Here is a 20,334-nt window from a genome sequence, read left to right as displayed (position 1 = left end):
TTATTCTTCAATAAGGTTTATCATTATTCCATCAATATATATCGATCTGGGCTGATCGGATTCAATAGCAAAGGATGGGAATACGTTTAATAATCTATTTGGAAGCGATACTCCAATTAGATCTTTGTCTCCAACAGTAAATTCATATTTAAACTCTTTCCAACTAGTTGTAATAGGTATTTTTTCAGCATATAAAAGGACAGTTTCATTTTGTACCTCAAATGGTATTTCAGGGAAATAGTCAACCCAATTATTTCCAGCATGAGCTCCTAATAATTCATTCCATGACCATTCTGGTAAATTATTCATAACAAATACCTCCTTAAGAAGAAAATTAGCATCTGCCTTCATCCAAAATTTGAATTCGTATTTTTTACCTTTCTCAAGTTGCGCATTATTAATCCAATTATCACGAGTAAAGAACTGCCAATGCTCATTTGCTTTATTATATTTTATTTCCAAGCAATTAGCCGATCCGTTGGCACCACCTGAAACACGTACAGCTTTGCCATTTCCTACTTCGTCTACACCTGCAGGTCCATTCCAGACAGTCCATTTTCCGAAACTTTTACCTGCATCGAAATTCCAGCTATCCATATCCGCCTTAGTATATGCAACAAGCATCGGATAATTACCTATATAAAGGTCTTTGTTCAACCTGACAGATGCCCCATCTGTTTCGCGATAAATCTTAACGGAAGCTTTAACAGGTCCCTCTTTAGCAAATCTGATAATAGGATTGGTTTCGATAGATGTGGATGGATTCCCATTTTCGAACTTCCACTCAATAGAAGAGTAACTTCCCTCGATTTCCAAAGAAAACTGAATATCTTCATCTAGTGGTAAGCATCCTAATGGAGTCAATTTCTCAATATTTATTACTGCAACTAATGGCTCCTTAACTTCCAATTCCATTGTTTGACTTTCAGTGGTTCCATTATCATATACTAGGTTTAGTGTCCATTTTTTTTTACCAGGTTTGGTAAATCGGACACTAACTACCGGATCATTCGATGTTGCAGGATCACCATCTTCAAATTCCCAAATTCTGGATTTCACACCTAATGATAAGTCCGTAAAAATAAAAGGTGCATTTTGCATAGCAACATCATCCTCAAGTTCGACTTTCAACTCGCGTATATCACTGCGCCATTCTTGGTCCTCATCATTACACGATGTTATGAAAAAACAAACAAATAGGAGCACAAAGATTGCACTCTCTTTTAAGCGTATTTTACTTACATTTTTCATATTTGTAAAAGATTTTAATATATACGGAACAAACATACGAGATGATTGATACAAAGCTAAGATCGGAAACGTTCAAAAACTAAAAACAACTCAAAAAAAGCAGATATACCAAATCGTTCAAAAAATTGCATTTTTTGAATTTCAAGCATTATATAGCCTCTTGCAGTGTTCTATAAGGGCTAGCAAATTTTATTCAGATTTATTTTCGAGACCGTATTGCTTTGGCGTACATCCAAATTCTTCCTTAAATACTTTGGCGAAATACGAAGCATTATTAAACCCAACTTGAAGCATTATATCAGTTATAGAATAGTTATCCTGCTTTAGGATTTGAGCAGCTCTTTTAAGCCGGATACTACGAATAAAATGTACTGGAGATAGTCCTGTATATGACTTAATTTTCCGATAAAGTTGAGGACGGCTAACACCAACTTTTTCACACAATTCTTCAACTCCAAAATAGACATCTTGCATATTTTCTTCAATAGTATCAATACATTTTTTCAATAGTTTCTCATCATATGATGAAATAGTTATTTCAGATGGTTCAAGATTGATTTGTGATTTAAATATTTCCCTACGCATACTCTGCGCTTTAATAAGATTATCTACTCTGGTTTTAAATAGTTTCAGGCTAAAAGGCTTCGTGACATAAGCATCGGCTCCAATCGCATAACCTTCTATCTTATGCGATTGCATAGTACGAGCGGTCAACAACAAGACAGCAATATGTGACGTAGAAGTATTTTCTTTAATTTTTTCACAAAGCTCTATCCCTGTCATTTCGGGCATCATTACATCACTTATTATCAAATCAGGTTGTTCAGCTATAGCTATTTCATAAGCTTCAAGCCCATTTGCGGCCTGTAGAATATTATATTGAGGCTGTAATATACTTGCCACATACTTCCTAAATTCATCGTTATCATCAGCCAATAAGACACTTGCTTCTTTATCATATACTAAAGAACTGGCTTTTTCCTCTAAATTCTCAAATTCATGTTTCATAGAAAACTCATCTGTAATAAAAGAAGATAAGCTTTGAGGCTCTTTGATTGTTATCTCAGCGGAATTATAATGATCTTTCCCTTTTTTCAGTTTTACGTAGAAAGTAGTTTTAACTCCCGGTTCAGACTCAACCCATACTTGCCCCTTATGTTGATCAATTATATACTTAACTAATGATAATCCAATGCCCGTTCCTCCATTAAGAGAGTTGTTACTTTGGTAAAAAGGTTCAAATATTTTTTCAGTATCTGAGGCGTCTATCCCTTTTCCATTATCAGTTACCGAAAAATATACTGATGTTTCATCGTCCCAACATTTAAAATCTATTTTCCCATTTTCGGGAGCATAATTTGCTGCATTAATAAGTATATTCGATAGAACTTTTTCTATCTTATCGCTATCAACATAAAGATTTATGCGATCTTTTGAAAAGTCACTACTGATAATAACTCCTTTATTTTCAACATAAGATGCAAAAAGAATAAGTATTTCTTTCATAGCAGGTACAATGTCAACTTCTGAAATAGTGATCGTCATCGCACTTTTTTCATATTTTCTGAAATCTAGAATCTGTTCTACTAGTTTTACTAATCGCAAAACACTTTGATTTATAATATTTAGTCTCCAACGCGTTTTTTGCCCGATATTTGGACTATCTAATAATTCTTCTACGGGGGCAGATATGAGAGCCAAAGGTGTTTTTAGCTCATGTGATATATTTGTAAAAAACTGCAATTTGTTATCATAATCTTTCTGCTGTTTCTCACGTAGACTTCTTTCCATCTCTAAGCTAAGTTTCTGTCTAGCCTTTTTCAACGTAGATAATCTGATAAAATATAAAAACAAAAGAAACAATAAGAAATAACTGAAATATGCCCATTTTGTTTCCCAAAAAGGAGGTGTAATTTCGACTTCTAGAGTAGCTGGTATTTCAGTCCATACTCCATCGCTATTTGCACCATAAACTACAAAGCGATATGTACCATGTCTCAGATTCGTGTATACAGCTTGAGGGTTACTTCCATCCGTATAATACCATTGCTCGTCAAATCCTTCCAGTTTATATTTATATTCGTTGTTGTGCGGAGAGGCATAATGCAGTAATGAGAACTTAAATGTTATGCTATTATTCTTATGAGAGAGTGTGATGTGATTTGTCTCTGCTAATGATTTCGAAAGCACGATGTCTCCATTGATGGTGTCATTAATTCCAACTCTATGCTCGAATATAGACAGCCCTGTAAAAAGAATCTGAGAAGTAACAGTATTATCTTTAAGGCTATCGGGATAAAATATGTTGAATCCTTTATTCCCGCCGAAAATCATCTCTCCATTTTTCAATTTACATGCAGCCCAAATTTTGAAAGAATTGCTCTGAAGATTATCTTTAGTATTATATACTTTAATCGTATTGCTATCCGGATTAAATTTAGTTATTCCTCGTCCTCCGATCCAAAAATTTCCATGATTATCTTCCAGAAGAGATTCAAGTTCATTATCTACAAAATTACAATTGCTATTATCATAAGAAATGAAGCTAGGTATAGTATCATCAAATCGACCATTCACCATCTGATAAAGTCCACTACCTAAAGTAGCAATCCACAGTCGCCCTTTGGAATCAGAATGAATTACTGAAATAAAATCTTTATTTTTATCCTTGTCTCTAAACTTTAGTTTTTCGATTTGCCTGATTTTAACTCCAATATCTTCGAAAGTCAACTTATTGAGTCCTTTTCTTGTCCCAATCCAAATAGTTTTTACTTCACTTTCCGTATCAGCATATATATCCGTCACAAAATTATCCGTAATGGAATTACCATTAAAGGGTTCATGACTATAATGGATAAAGTTTCCCCGATAATAGTTATCTACTGAAGGAATGTAGTGATAGACTCCGTTGGACGTACTAAGCCAGATATGAGAGTCACGATCCGAATGAATCTTATAGATACTTATGTCTAAACTTGAGAATTCAGGATGTATGTTAATAAAATTAACGTTTTGAAGAGACATTATATTATGAGTTTCTTTAGGAGACAGATAATATAAACCTTTCCATGTACCAATCCACATGGCTCCATTTCTATCCTGATAAAATGCCGAAATATCTTCAGGCCTTATATTCATTTTCTTCGAATCTATTAAATTGATTCTTCGCCCTGTCTTACGATCTAATATTTCTATTCCTCGACCTCTAGTCCCAATCCACAACAAATTGTTTCGATCCTCAATAAATGTTATAGTTTTAGTATAAGTTACCCTGCCTTCAACTCTATTTTCAATAGTATAATATTTTATCGGTTTACTAGCTAGATTCATTTTAAAAGCTCCATCCCCAATCGATCCGATCCACAGTATTCCAGATCTATCTTCAAATAATGATTTGATCTCATTATTTGTAATATAGTTTGGAACTGAGATATCCGCTTGAAATGTCTGAATAATCTGAAGATCTCTATTTAGAAAACATAAACCATTATTACGGGTCCCAATCCATATATTCCCTTTCGAATCTTCTATTGCGGAAAGAGCTTCTTGATCGGAAATATAACTAACTTCATCTCTATCTGGATCGTATTTAAATAATCCATTCTTGGTTCCTAACAGAATATCGTTTGTCGAAGATCTCTTCAGAATAGTATGTACATAGTTTTTTATTTTATCTGAATGAAATGGCATACATTCTCCTGTTTTTGTATTCAATTGTAAGGCTCCATTACCGGTTCCAAGCAACAATGTTTCACTATTCAGAGCACATCCTGATGTTATTCTTTTGTCATTACAAGATGGATAAAATGACTTGAAACTAATCTTATTCGCCCCATCTTGTACAACTTTAGATATGCCATTATTCGTACAAGCCCATATATTTTGTTGCAAATCTTCAAAAAGATGAAGTATCGTATTTGAAGATATTGTTGTCTTATCTTCATATTGATGTAAGTATGATTGGAAAGAATCGGAAGCTGAATTATAAATATTGAGACCACCTGTTTCGGTACCTATATATAATAAAGAATCCTTTCCCGCATAAAGACATTGAATTCTATTATTACTTAATTTAGAATTGTCAATTCGGTAAATTTTAATTTCATTGCCATCATACTTACAAAGTCCATTATAGGTAGCAAACCAAATAAAACCTATTTGATCTTGAGTTATATCTGTGACATCACTATGAGATAGTCCTTTATCAACAGATAAATTCGCAAAAACAGCATAATTTACATTGGACAACAATAAATAATTTGTTATGAATAGAATAACAATACAAAGTGCTCCCTTTTTCATGGAAATAGCATCGATTTTTAATTAATTATACAAGATTACATAAAATTAAGGACAATTCAGATAAAATACTAACTGAAACAGCTATTATATGAAATAAGTAAGATTGTTTTATAAACACATATGAAGATTATTATTCATTTTTCGAATATTCTTTCACATAAAATAGACTTCCAAAGAGGAAATATAAAACAATTTAACTATGTTTGGAATGTAAAGTACATAAGTTGTAATGGTAAGCTCCAAATTCTAAAGCCATATAATACGATAACTCCGGAGATTTCAATAAGTTGTTTCTTCATGTCATGAAAGTATACTCTTAATAAAAATTTTCTTTTTTAATAATAACAATAATAAGTAGAAGAATAATGTGTAATAAACAGTATAGATACATATTAATTTACCTCATTTTTTTGGTCTTTTTATCTGCTACAGTAGTAAAAGCGCAGAATAGTAAAATATTTAATATAAAAGAATATGGAGCGATACCAAATGATGGTATCGATGATTCCCATTCATTTATAAAAGCTCTAAACGAGTGCAGAAAGAATCCCGGAGCAACGCTCATTATCCCTCCAGGGAACTATAATTACAGAAATGACAAAGCTTTAGAGTATGAATACAAAGCTATAAGTGGTCAATATGGAGAGGATGTTCAAGGGTACTTTTTTAAGCCAAAGGGTGAATATGTAATTGCTTTAGACTTAGATAGGTTTAATAATATAACAATAGAAGCCGAAGGTGCAACTCTTATACAAGAAGGCTGGTATGAGGCTATTTCAATAACTAATGCTAGTAATGTTACTATAAAAGGCCTTAAACTAATGCATAAGAGGACTCCATTTACTGAAGGAAAAATCATACAATCTACGCCTACCTACTTTGATATGAAAGTAGACACAGTTAATTATCCCTACTTTACAGATATAGCAACAGGAAGAGTCCACTTCTTTGACACAACAAGACAACGTGTATATGCTGGAGGTTGGCATGAAAAAAAAGAACTGTTAACTGATAAACAAACAATTAGAGTTTATTCGAATATTAATCCTAGAGTTGGGGATATTTGCATTCTTAGACATTGTGGACATAATAGAGCAGGAGTATTAATAAAAGAATCTTCAAATATTCTTTTAGAGAATATAGTTATCCATAGTCAGCCAGGAATGGGCGTTGTAGGACATAGATCAGAAAATATTACGATGAAGAATCTACAGGTTATTCCAAGTCCTGGAAATGTAACATCTACAAATACTGATGCCACTCATTTTACGAGTTGTAAAGGGAGAATATTGTTTGACGGATGTAAATTTGGAGGACAAGGTGACGATTGTACAAACATTCACAATTACTATTGGAGTATTTATAAAGAAAAAGAAAATAACAAGATACGATTGACTGTCGAAAATGCAGATTTACACGCATTATCTTTAGATTATCCAGATGTTGGAGATGTCATAGCACTTGTTGACAACAAAAGTTTAAGCCCAATAGAACACTATATTGTAGAGGGAGTTGAAATATCAGTAAATGATTGGGAAGTAATTGTAACCCTTGATAAAGCGTTTGTTTCTGATCCGAAAGAATACTATATGATTAATTTGACTCGTCAACCTTCAGTGGAAATACTGAATAGTACTGTTCGAAGTCATATGGCAAGAGCCTTTTTAATAAAGACAAGTAATGTGCGAATTGCGGGTAATGTAGTGCAAGCTAGTAGTGGTTCGGCAATACAATTAGGAGCAGAGGCTGGATGGAGAGAAGGTAATCCTGTTACAAATATACTTATTGAGAATAATTGGTTTATTGATTGTGGTTATGGGCATGGGAGTCAAAAGGGAAGTACAATAAGTGCAGAGATAAATGGTCTAAAAGTGCGTCCTGATCAGTTGAATAAAAATATTACAATAAGGAATAATGTCATTCGGGCATTAGGAGAAAGTGCTATATATATATCTGGTACAGAAGACATCACAGTAATCAACAATGAAATATCAGGGAGTTCTAGAGCTGTTGTTGTGGAAAACTCTAGCGATATAATTGTTGCGAACAACGGAGTCCTACCAGTAGAAATTAAAGAGTAAATCTAATAGCGCTATCCTAAATTTCGAATAAGTGAAATCAATAACTAGTTTTCAAGATTTAAAGCTTATTAAAAGTGATAAACCATCATTTAAAATCATTGATTTTTATAAGAAAGTCCTTTCAATTAGAATTAGATACTCAAACCTATTTTAATATTACTTTGAATAAATGCCATGATTCAATTGATAATCTTAATTATATATAAATGATTTTATAAGTATTGTACAACTTGCAAAAAAAAATGTTACTTTACATTGAAAAATCATCTGCAAAATGACGAATTAGAATTAAGGTGAAATAGGTGGAGTTTGTAAAAGATTACCTTTAAAGGCTCTGAATAAGTGTCCATTATAAAAGGAGTTTGAGCCCCTCCGAGGTCACCTAAAGGACAGCAAGTTGGAGACAACAAACTGCCAAATCAAGACAAAACTCTCTAGAATAGCATTTTAGGGAGTTTTTTATTTTCTACACAAAGACATCATCAGCCACTTTATTACCTATTAAAGACAACGAATCGTTACGGTATCGTTACGGACTTCACATTTTAATAAAACCGTAACGAATAAGGTCATAACTATTTCATTTGTCGAATATTGGCAGCGTTTTGTCACCCTGACTTCTAACAACAAATTCTAGTTTTAAACACTTAAAAAAGATGTGTTATGAAATCAACTGTTACGAAGTCTACGTTCAGAACTTTATTCTATCTAAGAAAGAACGAAGTGAACAAATCAGGTAATTGTTCCATTATGGTCAGAGTTACGATTAATAAGGAGCAAGTTCAATTTAGTTCCAAGTTGCAAATCAAACCCGAACTTTGGGATACTACAAATAGTAAGGTACTGGGTAGATCAGCTGATTCTATGAAGATTAATCGCTTATTAGATGCTATGCGAGTTAAAATAGATGAAATCTACCACAGACACCTGAATGATTATGGCTACGTTTTACCTGAGAAAATTAAAAATATTGTTCTAGGTATTGACACAGGTAAAAAGAAAATGCTTCTGGTACATTTTGCGGAACACAATGAATTTTATAAACTCAAGGTCGGCATACAAACTACACATACAACTTATTCCCGCTACGAGCTGACTAAATTGCGAGTGAAAGAGTTTCTTGAAATAGAATACAAATTATCTGATATTCCAGTAATAGGACTCACTCCTATTTTTATTGAAAAATTCTTTCTATTTCTTCAAAGTGAACATAAATGCAATAATAATACCGCTATGAAGTTCATTCAACGTTTTAAGGCAGTTTTTTACTACATAAAGAATACGGGTGCAGATATCAAGGCAGATCCTTTTGCTAATTTTAAATTTAGATATGAAAAGGTTGTTCGACAAATATTAACTCAAGAGGAAATTGACTTGATATACCACAAAGAATTTGAAATAGATAGATTGGATCAGGTACGAGATGTATTTATTTTTTGCAGCTATACGGGACTTAGTTACATAGATGTAGCCAATCTGACTAGCAACGATATACAGGAGGCTTTTGATAATAATTTATGGATTATAACTAAACGTAAAAAGACCAATGTTGATATAAATGTCCGTTTATTGGATATTCCGAAAGCCATTTTAGAAAAATATAAAGGGAAATTGGCTAACGATAAAATTCTTCCTGTATGCTCTAATCAGAAGATGAATGCGTATTTGAAGGAAATCGGTATTTTGTGTGGAATAGATAAGCCGATTACCTGCCATGTTGCAAGGCATGTTTTTGCTTCGACAATTACTTTAGCCAATGGAGTCCCTATTGAAACTGTATCTAAGATGCTTGGACATACAAATATTAAGACGACACAGATATATGCAAAAATTGTTGATAGTAAGCTCAGTGCAGATATGGAAAATCTAGCGAATGTTTATAGGAATAGAAAAATGACCCACAAACAAGCTTTATGAAAACAGGATATATCAAATTTTCAGAAACGAATACCATCGAAATTGAGTTGATAGATGGAACTGTTTGGATGACTGCAAATGAGATTGCTGATTTATTCGGAGTGTGAGTCTGCATTATCAACAAGACTATTCATCGAATACTAAAAGAGAATCTTTTGAGAGAAAGTGAGGTTACAAAAGAGTATCGTTACACTTGTCTGATGCATGGAGAATGTATTCGGGTATATTACAATTTAGAGGTAATTGTTTTTCTAAGTTTTAGAATAGAAGCACTCTACACAAAGTCCTTTCGTGAATGGATATTCTATTCGTTAGGAAAATCTCAAAATAGGATTCTCGACTGTGATTTAATAATCGGAGAATATTCATCATTCGATTTGAATTAGTATGGAATTACAGAGAATAGAGGAAAATATTTGAGGGATGATTATGTAACTAAATAATTTAGGGTTGAGAGGATACTTTCAGCCCTTTTATTCAAAATTAACACCCGCTTATTGCTAGAAAGATTAAAAGATATATTCAGAGGGGAAGACTTATAGGAATATAATCAGAATTAATTGATAAATTTACTGAATAAAGCATAAATATATAATGGCATACGAAATAAATAATACACAAAAAGAGTTTAAGGAAATATATTCTATTATTTCTTTTCATCGTAGCAGAGCCTATCAAGCTGTAAATACCGAAATTATTTTAACAAACTGGGAAATAGGCAAATATGTATCAAATAAGATTCGTAATTCAGATTGGGGTACAGGAGTTGTAAATAAGCTTGTTGAGTATTTGAAAGAACAGCAACCTGATTTAAAAGGATATAATAGAAGAACTATATATAGAATGGTTCAGTTCTATGAGACATATAGTTCTCCTGAATTTGTGTCAATCGGATTGACACAAATGGATGTTGCCAAAAATAATCAATCTATAATTATGTCAAATGAATTGACACAATTTGAAAAAGATGGAGAAATCTTAAAACTACTTGTACTTATAAATTGGTCTTCCCATCTAGAAATTCTTTCGGGATGTAAATTGGATGAAGAACGCATATTCTATATTTTACTGGCTTATAATGAGAAATTATATGTAAAAGAGCTTCGCCGTCAGATAGATTCTGGCGTTTATGAACGTAGCCTACTGGGAGAAACAAAACAATCTCCAAAGTTAAAAGAGTCCTATCCATTAGCCAACCAGCTATTCAAAGATAGTTACATGGTTGACTTTCTTAATCTACCAGATGTGCATAGTGAAAAATCTCTACAACAAGGTTTAGTAGAACAAATGAAGAAATTTATACTGGATTTGGGTAGGGATTTCATATTCATGGGTAATGAATACCGTTTACAAGTTGGAATGACTGATTATAAAGTTGATCTGCTATTCTATCATCGGGGCTTACAATGTTTAGTTGCGATGGAACTTAAAACGACCAAATTCAAGCCAGAATATATGGGACAACTAGATTTTTATTTGGAAGCGCTTGATAGGGATGTACGAAAAGAAAATGAGAATCCGAGTATTGGTATCTTACTTTGTAAGAGCACAAACAGTGAAGCTGTGGAATATAGTCTTAGTCGAAGTCTTAGCCCAACAATGGTTGCTGAATACAAACAGAAGCTCATTCCTAAAGAGGTTCTCAGAAAGCATTTGAGAGAGTATTATGAGGGAATGATAAATACTTTGGAAGAGGAATAGATATATTATTACTATTAAATTACATAAGCTTATCTAATTATGAGTGAATACAAAATATCTAGTAACATTGTTAGTTCATTGAATGATATATCACATAAGCTTTGGAATGGCAGGGCTAGTGTTATGATTGGAGCTGGTTTTAGCAAAAATGCGAAAAATCTAACAGAAAAACACATACAATATCCATCATGGAATGAATTAGGAACTACTTTTTTTCAACATATTCATAATCGTCCAATAGACCCGTTAAAAGATGGTTGTTATATAAATGTGCTAAAACTTGCAGAAGAGTTTGAAACAGAATTTAGCTCTTTAAAACTTAAAGAGCTTTTAGAAACTGAAATACCCGACAAATCGTTTGAGCCATCTAATCTGCATTATAAATTACTTGAATTACCATGGGTAGATATATTTACAACAAATTATGACACCTTACTAGAACGAGCGTCTGCAAAAGATAATAAATATGATTTAGTAACAAATCAGGTTGCTTTAACTCAAGCAAAGAGACCTCGAATAATAAAACTTCATGGCACTTTTCCAATAAGTGAAGAGCCTCTCATTATCACGGAAGAACATTACAGAACATATCCTCAGAATTACGCCCCATTTATAAATACAGTCCAACAATCTTTGCTCGAAAATACTCTTTGTCTTATTGGATTTTCGGGAGATGACCCTTATTTTAATAGTTGGGTAGGATGGATTAGAGATAACTTAGGGGAAAATGCGCCATACATTTATTTGATAGGAGTCTTTAATTATATTACACCTACACAGGAAAAATTACTAAATAAACGAAAAATAAAATTAATAGATATATCTTGCTTTAGATCGAAAATTTCTGAAAAAAATAAAGAGAATAATCTTTCAGCAGAACAAATAGTAGAAAGAGATAATGTTCCTTCTATAGATTACAAAGAAGTCTTCTTAAATTTTTTCAATTATTTATTGTCTCAAAAACAAGAAGAAAAAGACCTAAAAGAAAATATTCATTCAATTAAATGGCCTTCTAAGGAAAAATATTTTCACATAAAGTTAAATGAAGAAGTACACCCTCAATATAAAGAGATTATAGAAGCATGGGCTACTGATAGAGAGGAATATCCAAATTGGCTTATTGCACCAAAGGATGTTCGAGAGAGCCTTTGGTCAAATACAGAATATAGTTTTTCTTATATTTATCATTTAGACAAAATAGAAAAGCCTTTAGATATATGTTTCTTGTATGAATTTAACTGGAGAATAGTGAAATCCCTTTATCCTATTTTAAATGATTGGATAGAAATATATGAGAGTGTAATTGCAAAGTATAGTGCTTTCTTTCGACATGACAATAAGCAAGTTATTCCAGAAACTATTTTGGAGTATGTTAGCCTTGATCAATTAAAGGAATACTGGCTTGAATTACAGCTATCAATGTTACGATATTATAGAGAAGAGGGTTGTATCGAGAAGTGGGAAAAGCTAAGTATAGCTCTTCAACCCTATCTAGAAGAATTTACTCAAGATAAGCTCGACCAATATTTTTATGAGCAGTGCCTTTTTTATATGTTCCTTTTGGATATTCCAAAGGTAAGAAGAGAGCTTAGTAGCTGGAATACAAGAAGTAGTGAGCCTTATTGGTTGGCTAGAAAAGCTAGCTTATTAACTGAACTAGGAGAGGTTGACAAAGCAAAAAAACTTTTAGAAAAGGCATATTCTAATATAAAAGAAAACAGTAAGACATATTCTAATAAGACTGATTATAAGTATGTTTCACAAGAAATATATTTACTTTTCTTAATAAAAGAAATTAATTACTCGATATTCTTGTCTTCAAAGATCTACTCATTAAAGGATTTAGAGAGAGACAATGATTATTATGAGAGTAGATGGAACGAAATTGCTTATATTAAGATTAATCCAATTGAAGAACATGCTGATTTTGAAACGTATCTAAGTACCGATTCACCAGATAATTATAAACAAAAAAAGAGTAGATATCAGTTTGGAATAGGAAGACGAACTACAACTTATAGTACAGGCAAAAATAAATATATCACCAGAACATATGCATATTCACGATATAGAGAAGAAATAGGTTTACCTTATAAATATCCTGGTGTTTCGATAGAATATAAAGGATTATTTAAATCAATCACTTGCTTAGGTGCTTGCTCTCAATTTTGGGCATTCAACTCTCTTATTAGAAGTGGAAACTCCCAGAATATAGATGATATTTGGGGAAGAAAGACTTTAGCCTTGATGGAATGTGAGGAAATAGATAGATATGCAACCTTATCTATTAATATTTTACAGAACTCAAGAGAAGAAATCATAAAAGGGAACTCAAGGGATGGAGCGTTAGCAATTCTAATAGCAGAAATAATTCCACAAATATTATCTCGCCTTTGTGTGAAATGTAGCTATCAAACAAGAGAAAGAATGTTAGATTTATTAAAATCTATCTATTCTTTTCCTGATAGAAATAAATATGGTAAAATACACGATAATGTTAAGAATCTGACTTATAATCTAACATCTTCTTTTTCAAAAAAAGAATTACAAAATTTACTTCCGACCTTTTTCGGCTTCCAAATAGTAGAACAAGATGACTCATGGGATTCTTTCCCAGATCCAATAAGGTTGATTCCTTTTGATGTATTTTCATTTTCAGAGTCAATTCAGTATCATGTCAAGGTAGAGGAAGTTGACACAATGATTACTTCACTTGAAGATATGGATAATCTATTTAGAAAGCCATATTTTTACAGATTGTTAGCTATGCATAAGTGTGACTTGTTATCAGAAAATCAGTTAGAAACATTTGCTGAAAATATTTGGGCAAATGTTGGAAAAGATGGATTTCCTATAAAAACAGGGTTCTATTATTTCGGTTTTTTAGGATTCCCTTGTCCTCCCAATATAGACCCAAAGGAATTACTAAGGAAATATATTCTTAAATCAACATTACCTATACAATCAGAAAAAAATAGCTCAGCAATAGGAATTACTGATGGTAGAATTGATTTATTTAACAATATCAATGGTACAGCATCTAATAAATATAAATATCAATGGAATGCTGATGACCTAAATGACCTACTCAAAAAAGTAATTTTATGGTGGAATTTAGATAAGCATTATCTGAAAGACACAAGAGATCACTTTATGGGAGATTCTACTGCTGACGAGTTTAAGAATCGATTCACGAATATGATCCATTTCTTTACTAATGTAGTGTGTCCTAATCAAAATTTAATTGTAACCGATCTGTATGAGAAGATAAAATCATTGCTAAATGAATTGAAAGAGTTTGGCATGGTAGATTTACAGGCTAGAAGTTCTTTTTTAAAGATATTCCCTGATACAAAAGAAGGAGTGTACAATGATATATCAAAACAACTATTTTCAAAAGATGATAAAAGAATATTAGATGCTGTAAACTCTATATCATTATTATCTAAAAGTATTGATAATGACACTCATAACTTCCTATTACTAATAAGTCAACACATCAGAAGTCGAAGCGATATTGAGTTACATAGATTTATAGAAGTAATGGCTATTATAGGAAAGAGTTCTCCTGATAAAATAGAAAAAGAGATACTTTGGAATATTGAAACAGGCTTAGAATATCTTCTTGAAGAAGTAAATATTACACATGAAGATTCAGATGAAACACTACATAATAAATTAATTTATAAAAAGGCTGTTGCTAAGCTAGTTATTGTCTTGAAAAAATTGTCCGTAAATAAGGGTGAAAATATTCCATCATATATTCAAAAATGGGAAAGTAAATTATTAGATAAAAATGAATTTACAGAAATTAGAAATGTTGTATTAAATGGAATCGAGAATATCCTGAATTAATTGCTTTCTATAAAGATATAGATAGATATTCTAAGGCTGAGAGCATACTTTCAGCTTTTTCCTTTTTTCATCTGAACACAAAGGTATATTTCAAGAATAAAACGCCAATACCAAGCCTTACAGATTTTTATCAGGAATCTCCACCCAATTGGGTAGTATTCCCTCAAAAGTATTGTCTATTTTATTCTTCTCATAGGAGAAATGTTTATCAGTTGAAAAAAGAAAAACAAAACTCAACGATTGTGTTTTGATGTCAGTGGTTAATTCATTCTTTAGTGAGCTAGTGAAAGCATGGTATCATGAATTCATGGGTTAATTCACTGACTAAGCCATACATTCATACAAGAATTATTGTATTCTATCATTCTGTAAATAATGATCTAGAGAAATAATTCAATAACAAATTATCTAGAATCTACATTCATTAGATAAAAAACTACTGTTAGGTTAAGTTAGTTAATTCACAAGTTAACTAACTCAAAATCCACTAAAAAAACAAATTTATAGCCATAAAGTTAACTGTCATCTAATGACCCCTGCCGTCATCTTTTGTCTGATAAAACAATGATAGACATTCGATTAGCCAACCCTACCTTTGTAGGGTGATAATAATCTCTCCAATTTGGTTTTGGGCAATCCATCAGCGGATGAATTTTAGTATTCGTCAGAATACAGCAAGGTATGTTTTGAAGCACTTGAAATAAATTTCCGTGCCTCAAAACCCTTGCCCTTTCAGGGGGAGAAAATTATTCCGAAGTCATAATTTTATTCATTAATTTTTTGTTGTATGAAACCAAACAATGATCCTCAAAAACGTAGAGTAGGCAGACGTCCAAAGAACGATCCTGCAATACATCGTTATGTAATTTATCTCAATAGCGTAGAAAATGCGAAGTTTCTTTCCCTATTTGAACAATCTGGTAAAGCTATGAAGTCACACTTTATTACCTCTTGTATTTTCAATAAACCTTTCAAAGTGGTCAAAATAGATAAAGGTGTACAGGATTATTATATGCGATTAACTACCTTTTTTGGTCAATACCGCATGGTTGGGACGAATTATAATCAGATTGTGAAAGCTCTAAAGTCTAATTTTTCAGAGAAAAAAGCATTGGTTTTTCTCTATAAATTGGAAAAAGCGACACTTGAATTGGTCGCTTTACAAAAACAAGTAATATTATTGACAGATGAATTTGAGCAAAAACATGAACATCAATGGCTGCAAAAATAAGTGTGGAATAGCCTCTTAGTTATTATCTTCTTCTTTTCAAATCCCCTCCCCAAAAACCAAGAGGGTGTTTGAGGAGAAGAAAATAATTGTTTGCTATAATAAAAGTTTTTAAACTACTAATATTCAGTCCTATTCCTTTATAATTTATTATCTAGACTATCCATCCTTTCATTAAGATATTTGATAAGCTTGTCTAAGAATTGAGTCCGACTACCTTTACGTTCCCTGATTTCAAGGAATGTATGATAAAAATCGCCCAAATTGATATTGAATGCAGATTCAATATACTCTGCTAACTCTTTTATATTAGTATTTCCGTTATTAAAGCACTTTGCAGTATCCCAAGAATATATAAGTTCTACAAGCTCCGATTTCTTCCCTGTCCATGTTAGTTTTACCTTTGGTATAGAGTTGATTGTATCAGTTGGAAATTCATTTTTGTTTAATTGAATTAGCTTATTATTTAGATACACTGTGAGCATCTCATAAGCTAGTATTTTTGAGACCTTAAAATCATGACTCGTTGAAAATTTAGAATCTCTCTCAAAATAGAAGCTATCTAAAAGTAATTGTATATCAGGCTTACTCCTGAGAAAATAATATTTGTCCAAATGCGTACTTCCTGAACGATAATAGTGATAGAAATCAAAATTCATTTCGAAGAAATATTTTATCCGTCCAAGGATATTCTCTAAATATAGTTTTTTGTCATTTACAGTTCCATTGGGCATTCGCATCTCAACGTTGTAAACCTTATTGTAATAAATCAGCAAACTGAACATCTGAGGTTTTACCACTTTAAAAAACTGTATTTCTTCAGACTGGTCTTTAAATATCAGGTTGGTTACAAACTTTTTTAGCTTTTCGAAAACCTCTTCTAATACAGAAATAATCTTAGTTGATTCTTTTATAATATCATATTCCGATTGTTGAATATTCTGAATCTCTTCATTAAACTCTTGTCGAAGATGTTGAATAAATTGCTCCATAATAATTTTACTATCTACTGAAGATTGATTATCTATGATACGAGAATAGTTCTAATATTTTATGCTTAGCAAGCATACGATAATTAATACTATAAATGTAGAGTAATTTACTATATAGATCTGCAAATGTAGACAAACAGACCTTTTCTACATATCAAAGCATATGAATGATAGATGTTAGATTTTCTGTTGCGACATTATTATTTTATAAAACTCTTCTTGATAAGTCTTTCCTATGGCTATTTCGTGTTCTTTTATGTAAATATCGTTGTTATCGAAAGAATCTATTTTCTCAAGATTTACAATATATGATTTGTTTACCCGTAAAAATCGTTTTTGAGGTAATAAGTCCAAAATTGATCGGACATACATTTTAGTGATAATCCTTTTTTCATTTGTGTGGATAATTACATAGTCTTTTAATCCTTCTATCAATAAAATATCATCAAAATCTACTTTAAAGTAGCGACGCTCGGATTTAACAAAAATAAAATCAGTGTTGGCTTCTATCTCTTCTCCTTCAGCATCTATCAGTAGAGCATGATAAGTTATAGCCTTGTCTACAGCTCTTCTAAATCTGTCAGGATTAATAGGTTTGACAATATAATCTACGGCATCAACATCGTAGCTATCGAGTGCATATTCTGAGTAGGCTGTAGTGAATATTATAAGAGTATTCTTAGGAATATTACGTGCAAAATCAAGCCCGTTGATTTCAGGCATTTCTATATCAAGGAAAATCAGATCGACATTGGTAGTCTTTATATACTCAGAAGCTGATTCTGCTGATTCAAAGCTGCCGACAAGTTCTAATTGAGGGGTAATTTCCTTAATCATTTTTTCTAAACCTTCATGAGCAATAGGCTCATCATCTACAATAATGCATCTCATATCTTTAAATATAAATTGACTATATAACTCTCGTTTGAATCGGTTATTTTCAACGTATAAGCATTGCCATACAATAAGTTTAACCTTCTTTTTATGTTCTCTAATCCTAAACCTCCTGATTTATGCTTGATTGGTATAGTTGGTTTGGTATTTTTACAATAAAAGTGTAAATCTTCTTGTTCTAAGTTAAAGACTATATCAATAATGGAATTTTCTTTGGTCGTTAAACTGTGCTTTACGGCATTCTCTACAAAAGGAATAAATAATAAAGGAGGTAACATTAGGTTAGCGACTTCTCCGTCAACACTTAACTGATAACTAAATTTACTTCTCCGAGTTTTTTCCAAGTCTAGATAATCTGACAGAAAGGAAATTTCATCTTCCAATTTGACTTCATTGTTTATACTATCCTCTAGTTGATAACTAAGCAAATCTTTTAATTTGTTTATGATGTTGAAAGCCGACTCAGCATCTTTATCTGCTTTTATATTAGCGTTGTTAATGATGTTAAATAGAAAGTGCGGATTGATTTGGCTTTTTAACTGCTGAAGTTCTGCTTCTGTAGTAGATGCTTCAAGCTCGTAGATATACTTATTATGTTTACTCCATCCACGAAAAAGAAGATATATTGAAGTAGAGACAAGAATTAACCCTATAGACAGAAGATTTCCTGTTATATTCAGTAAAAGATAGCTAGAGGCGGATTCGGCTGATGAATAATACAGTATGTTCTGTGTAAGTACAATAAAGAGCAATGCGATTATGGTACATACCATAATAAAACAAATATATTTTGTCAATTTACCTTCTAGCAAGTAGTTCGGCACTAATACTTTCAGATTCGTATATATAATTGCTGTGAGAATAATAAAATAAGCAAGCCATTCGTAGAATAAAGAATATTCATAGTTATTATATTCATTAGGGCTATTATAAATCAAACCAAATGCAATAACAGCTACAACAAATAGCAATAGACTGTTTTTGAGCATTTTAAAATTCTCGTTCTTTAAATACTCTGTTATTTTTATATTTATCTTGTTAAATGCCATAAAATCTATAATTGATATTGAAACACAAGGTTATACTGATTAGTAGCATTTTCAAATTGAGAACTCAGATTGTATTTTTTATTCTGTAATAACTCCAATCTATTCGATATGGTAAGATTTTCTTTTGTTATACTACCTTTTCTGTTATCTGAACAGACAAATGTTAGAGTATCATCGGAAATAGAAAACTCAATACTAATTGAAGACTCTCCATCTTGTTGGGCTAGGACGCTTAAAGCATCTTCAATAAATGAGATAAACAATAGAGGTGAAACAAAACGATTCAATAAACTTTTCGGGCGAGATACACTAAAGGTTAATCTATCGTTGCAAATTTGCTCTAAAGTCAAATAATTTTCAATAAACTTGATTTCAGAACTTAAGAGCACATTCTCTCTATTGCAATCATATAGTTGATATCTCAAAACTTGACTTAGTTGTAATAAGATTCGAGAAACATTTGTCGGTTTTATAGAACACTGCTCTGCTGCCTTAGATAGTTTGTCCAAAAGAAATGTCGTACTTATGCGGTTCTTGAAGTTGTCTAAATCTGTCTGTATTTGCTTTGCTTTCAATTGATCTAATTTCTTTGAATTAAGTAGCCAATGTTTGTAGAAGACTATTGCTGCAACACTGATAAGATATAAAGCAAAAATAACAAAGCTATAGACTATACTTATTATTTTTGATTGAGTTTCTGAAAAGATAGAATATCTGCCAAAGGGAATCTGATAATATTCATGAATCTTATATTCAGCATAAATATTTCCTGATATAATAAGAGAAAGTACAGCAACAAGAACAAAAGTATATTCCAGATACCTTCCTCTTAGTAATAAATGGGGAATAAAAAGGTATAGATTGATATACATTATTAAGAGGCTAACAACAATATAAGATATCGTTATTGCGTATATGTTGATGGAAGCTGTTTGTCCTTCATACGTCAGGAAGATATGATTGGTTAATATTATACCTATCGAAAAGATAAATACAAGATGTCTGCACCATCTGAATTTTGAATTTATCAGAAAGTGAAATAAAGGATTATTTAATTTTATCAT

12 protein-coding genes are annotated in these 20,334 nt (G+C 31.8%); 6 read left to right on the top strand and 6 right to left on the bottom strand.

All coding sequences use genetic code 11. The features are described from left to right. Both DHU68_RS13635 and DHU68_RS13630 read right to left on the bottom strand, forming a co-directional pair. Positions 1–1,251 carry a hypothetical protein gene (locus DHU68_RS13635; protein ID WP_160111153.1) on the bottom strand — a complete coding sequence of 417 codons (1,251 nt, stop codon included), beginning with the start codon at positions 1,249–1,251 and terminating at the stop codon, positions 1–3. Positions 1,252–1,440: 189 nt separating this feature from the next. Next, entirely contained in the window at positions 1,441–5,553 is a 4,113-nt protein-coding gene (locus DHU68_RS13630) for a hybrid sensor histidine kinase/response regulator transcription factor (RefSeq protein ID WP_108823558.1), read from the bottom strand. Between the two features lie 410 nt (positions 5,554–5,963). On the opposite strand from DHU68_RS13630, the gene DHU68_RS13625 reads away from it, so the two are divergent. The 6 genes from DHU68_RS13625 (at position 5,964) to mobA (ending at position 16,338) form a co-directional block, all read left to right on the top strand. Then, on the top strand, positions 5,964–7,634 hold the full coding sequence (locus DHU68_RS13625) for a right-handed parallel beta-helix repeat-containing protein (RefSeq protein WP_255412514.1): 1,671 nt from the start codon (positions 5,964–5,966) through the stop codon (positions 7,632–7,634). A 663-nt stretch (positions 7,635–8,297) separates the two neighbouring features. Beyond that, positions 8,298–9,551, top strand: a complete 1,254-nt coding sequence (locus tag DHU68_RS13620; protein ID WP_108823556.1) for a site-specific integrase — start codon at positions 8,298–8,300, stop codon at positions 9,549–9,551. Positions 9,552–9,706: 155 nt separating this feature from the next. Beyond that, positions 9,707–9,937, top strand: a complete 231-nt coding sequence (locus tag DHU68_RS14220; RefSeq protein ID WP_160111152.1) for a hypothetical protein — start codon at positions 9,707–9,709, stop codon at positions 9,935–9,937. Between the two features lie 208 nt (positions 9,938–10,145). After that, the gene (locus tag DHU68_RS13615) at positions 10,146–11,252 is read left to right on the top strand and encodes a PDDEXK nuclease domain-containing protein (RefSeq protein ID WP_185117524.1); all 1,107 of its coding nucleotides are present in this window, start codon (positions 10,146–10,148) and stop codon (positions 11,250–11,252) included. Positions 11,253–11,291: 39 nt separating this feature from the next. Then, complete coding sequence (locus DHU68_RS13610; protein ID WP_108823554.1) at positions 11,292–15,107, top strand: SIR2 family protein; 3,816 nt, start codon at positions 11,292–11,294, stop codon at positions 15,105–15,107. Between the two features lie 787 nt (positions 15,108–15,894). Beyond that, the gene (gene mobA, locus DHU68_RS13605; RefSeq protein WP_108823553.1) at positions 15,895–16,338 is read left to right on the top strand and encodes a conjugal transfer protein MobA; all 444 of its coding nucleotides are present in this window, start codon (positions 15,895–15,897) and stop codon (positions 16,336–16,338) included. A 137-nt stretch (positions 16,339–16,475) separates the two neighbouring features. Here mobA and DHU68_RS13600 read toward each other — a convergent pair whose 3' ends face one another. The 4 genes from DHU68_RS13600 to DHU68_RS13585 form a co-directional block, all read right to left on the bottom strand. Then, positions 16,476–17,327 carry an RteC domain-containing protein gene (locus DHU68_RS13600; RefSeq protein ID WP_108823552.1) on the bottom strand — a complete coding sequence of 284 codons (852 nt, stop codon included), beginning with the start codon at positions 17,325–17,327 and terminating at the stop codon, positions 16,476–16,478. 177 nt (positions 17,328–17,504) lie between these two features. After that, the gene (locus DHU68_RS13595; protein ID WP_108823551.1) at positions 17,505–18,218 is read right to left on the bottom strand and encodes a LytTR family DNA-binding domain-containing protein; all 714 of its coding nucleotides are present in this window, start codon (positions 18,216–18,218) and stop codon (positions 17,505–17,507) included. After that, positions 18,215–19,270 (bottom strand): sensor histidine kinase, encoded by a 1,056-nt coding sequence (locus DHU68_RS13590; RefSeq protein ID WP_108823550.1) that lies wholly within the window; start codon positions 19,268–19,270, stop codon positions 18,215–18,217. Before DHU68_RS13590 ends, DHU68_RS13595 begins: the two co-directional genes overlap by 4 nt. Before the next feature lie 5 nt (positions 19,271–19,275). Continuing rightward, the gene (locus tag DHU68_RS13585) at positions 19,276–20,334 is read right to left on the bottom strand and encodes a histidine kinase (RefSeq protein ID WP_160111151.1); all 1,059 of its coding nucleotides are present in this window, start codon (positions 20,332–20,334) and stop codon (positions 19,276–19,278) included.

This window comes from Dysgonomonas sp. Marseille-P4361 (genome assembly GCF_900343125.1).
Lineage (GTDB): Bacteria > Bacteroidota > Bacteroidia > Bacteroidales > Dysgonomonadaceae > Dysgonomonas.
The sequence above is the reverse complement of the archived record's forward strand: the minus strand, read 5'-3'. Positions and strand labels throughout refer to the sequence as shown.

Excerpts from the sequence above, each read along its gene's own strand:
- DHU68_RS13635 (WP_160111153.1), bottom strand. The coding sequence starts at position 1,251 with ATGAAAAATGTAAGTAAAATACGCTTAAAAGAGAGTGCAATCTTTGTG.
- DHU68_RS13630 (WP_108823558.1), bottom strand. The coding sequence starts at position 5,553 with ATGAAAAAGGGAGCACTTTGTATTGTTATTCTATTCATAACAAATTAT.
- DHU68_RS13620 (WP_108823556.1), top strand. The coding sequence starts at position 8,298 with ATGAAATCAACTGTTACGAAGTCTACGTTCAGAACTTTATTCTATCTA.
- DHU68_RS13615 (WP_185117524.1), top strand. The coding sequence starts at position 10,146 with ATGGCATACGAAATAAATAATACACAAAAAGAGTTTAAGGAAATATAT.
- DHU68_RS13610 (WP_108823554.1), top strand. The coding sequence starts at position 11,292 with ATGAGTGAATACAAAATATCTAGTAACATTGTTAGTTCATTGAATGAT.
- mobA (WP_108823553.1), top strand. The coding sequence starts at position 15,895 with ATGAAACCAAACAATGATCCTCAAAAACGTAGAGTAGGCAGACGTCCA.
- DHU68_RS13600 (WP_108823552.1), bottom strand. The coding sequence starts at position 17,327 with ATGGAGCAATTTATTCAACATCTTCGACAAGAGTTTAATGAAGAGATT.
- DHU68_RS13595 (WP_108823551.1), bottom strand. The coding sequence starts at position 18,218 with ATGAGATGCATTATTGTAGATGATGAGCCTATTGCTCATGAAGGTTTA.
- DHU68_RS13590 (WP_108823550.1), bottom strand. The coding sequence starts at position 19,270 with ATGGCATTTAACAAGATAAATATAAAAATAACAGAGTATTTAAAGAAC.
- DHU68_RS13585 (WP_160111151.1), bottom strand. The coding sequence starts at position 20,334 with ATGATAAAATTAAATAATCCTTTATTTCACTTTCTGATAAATTCAAAA.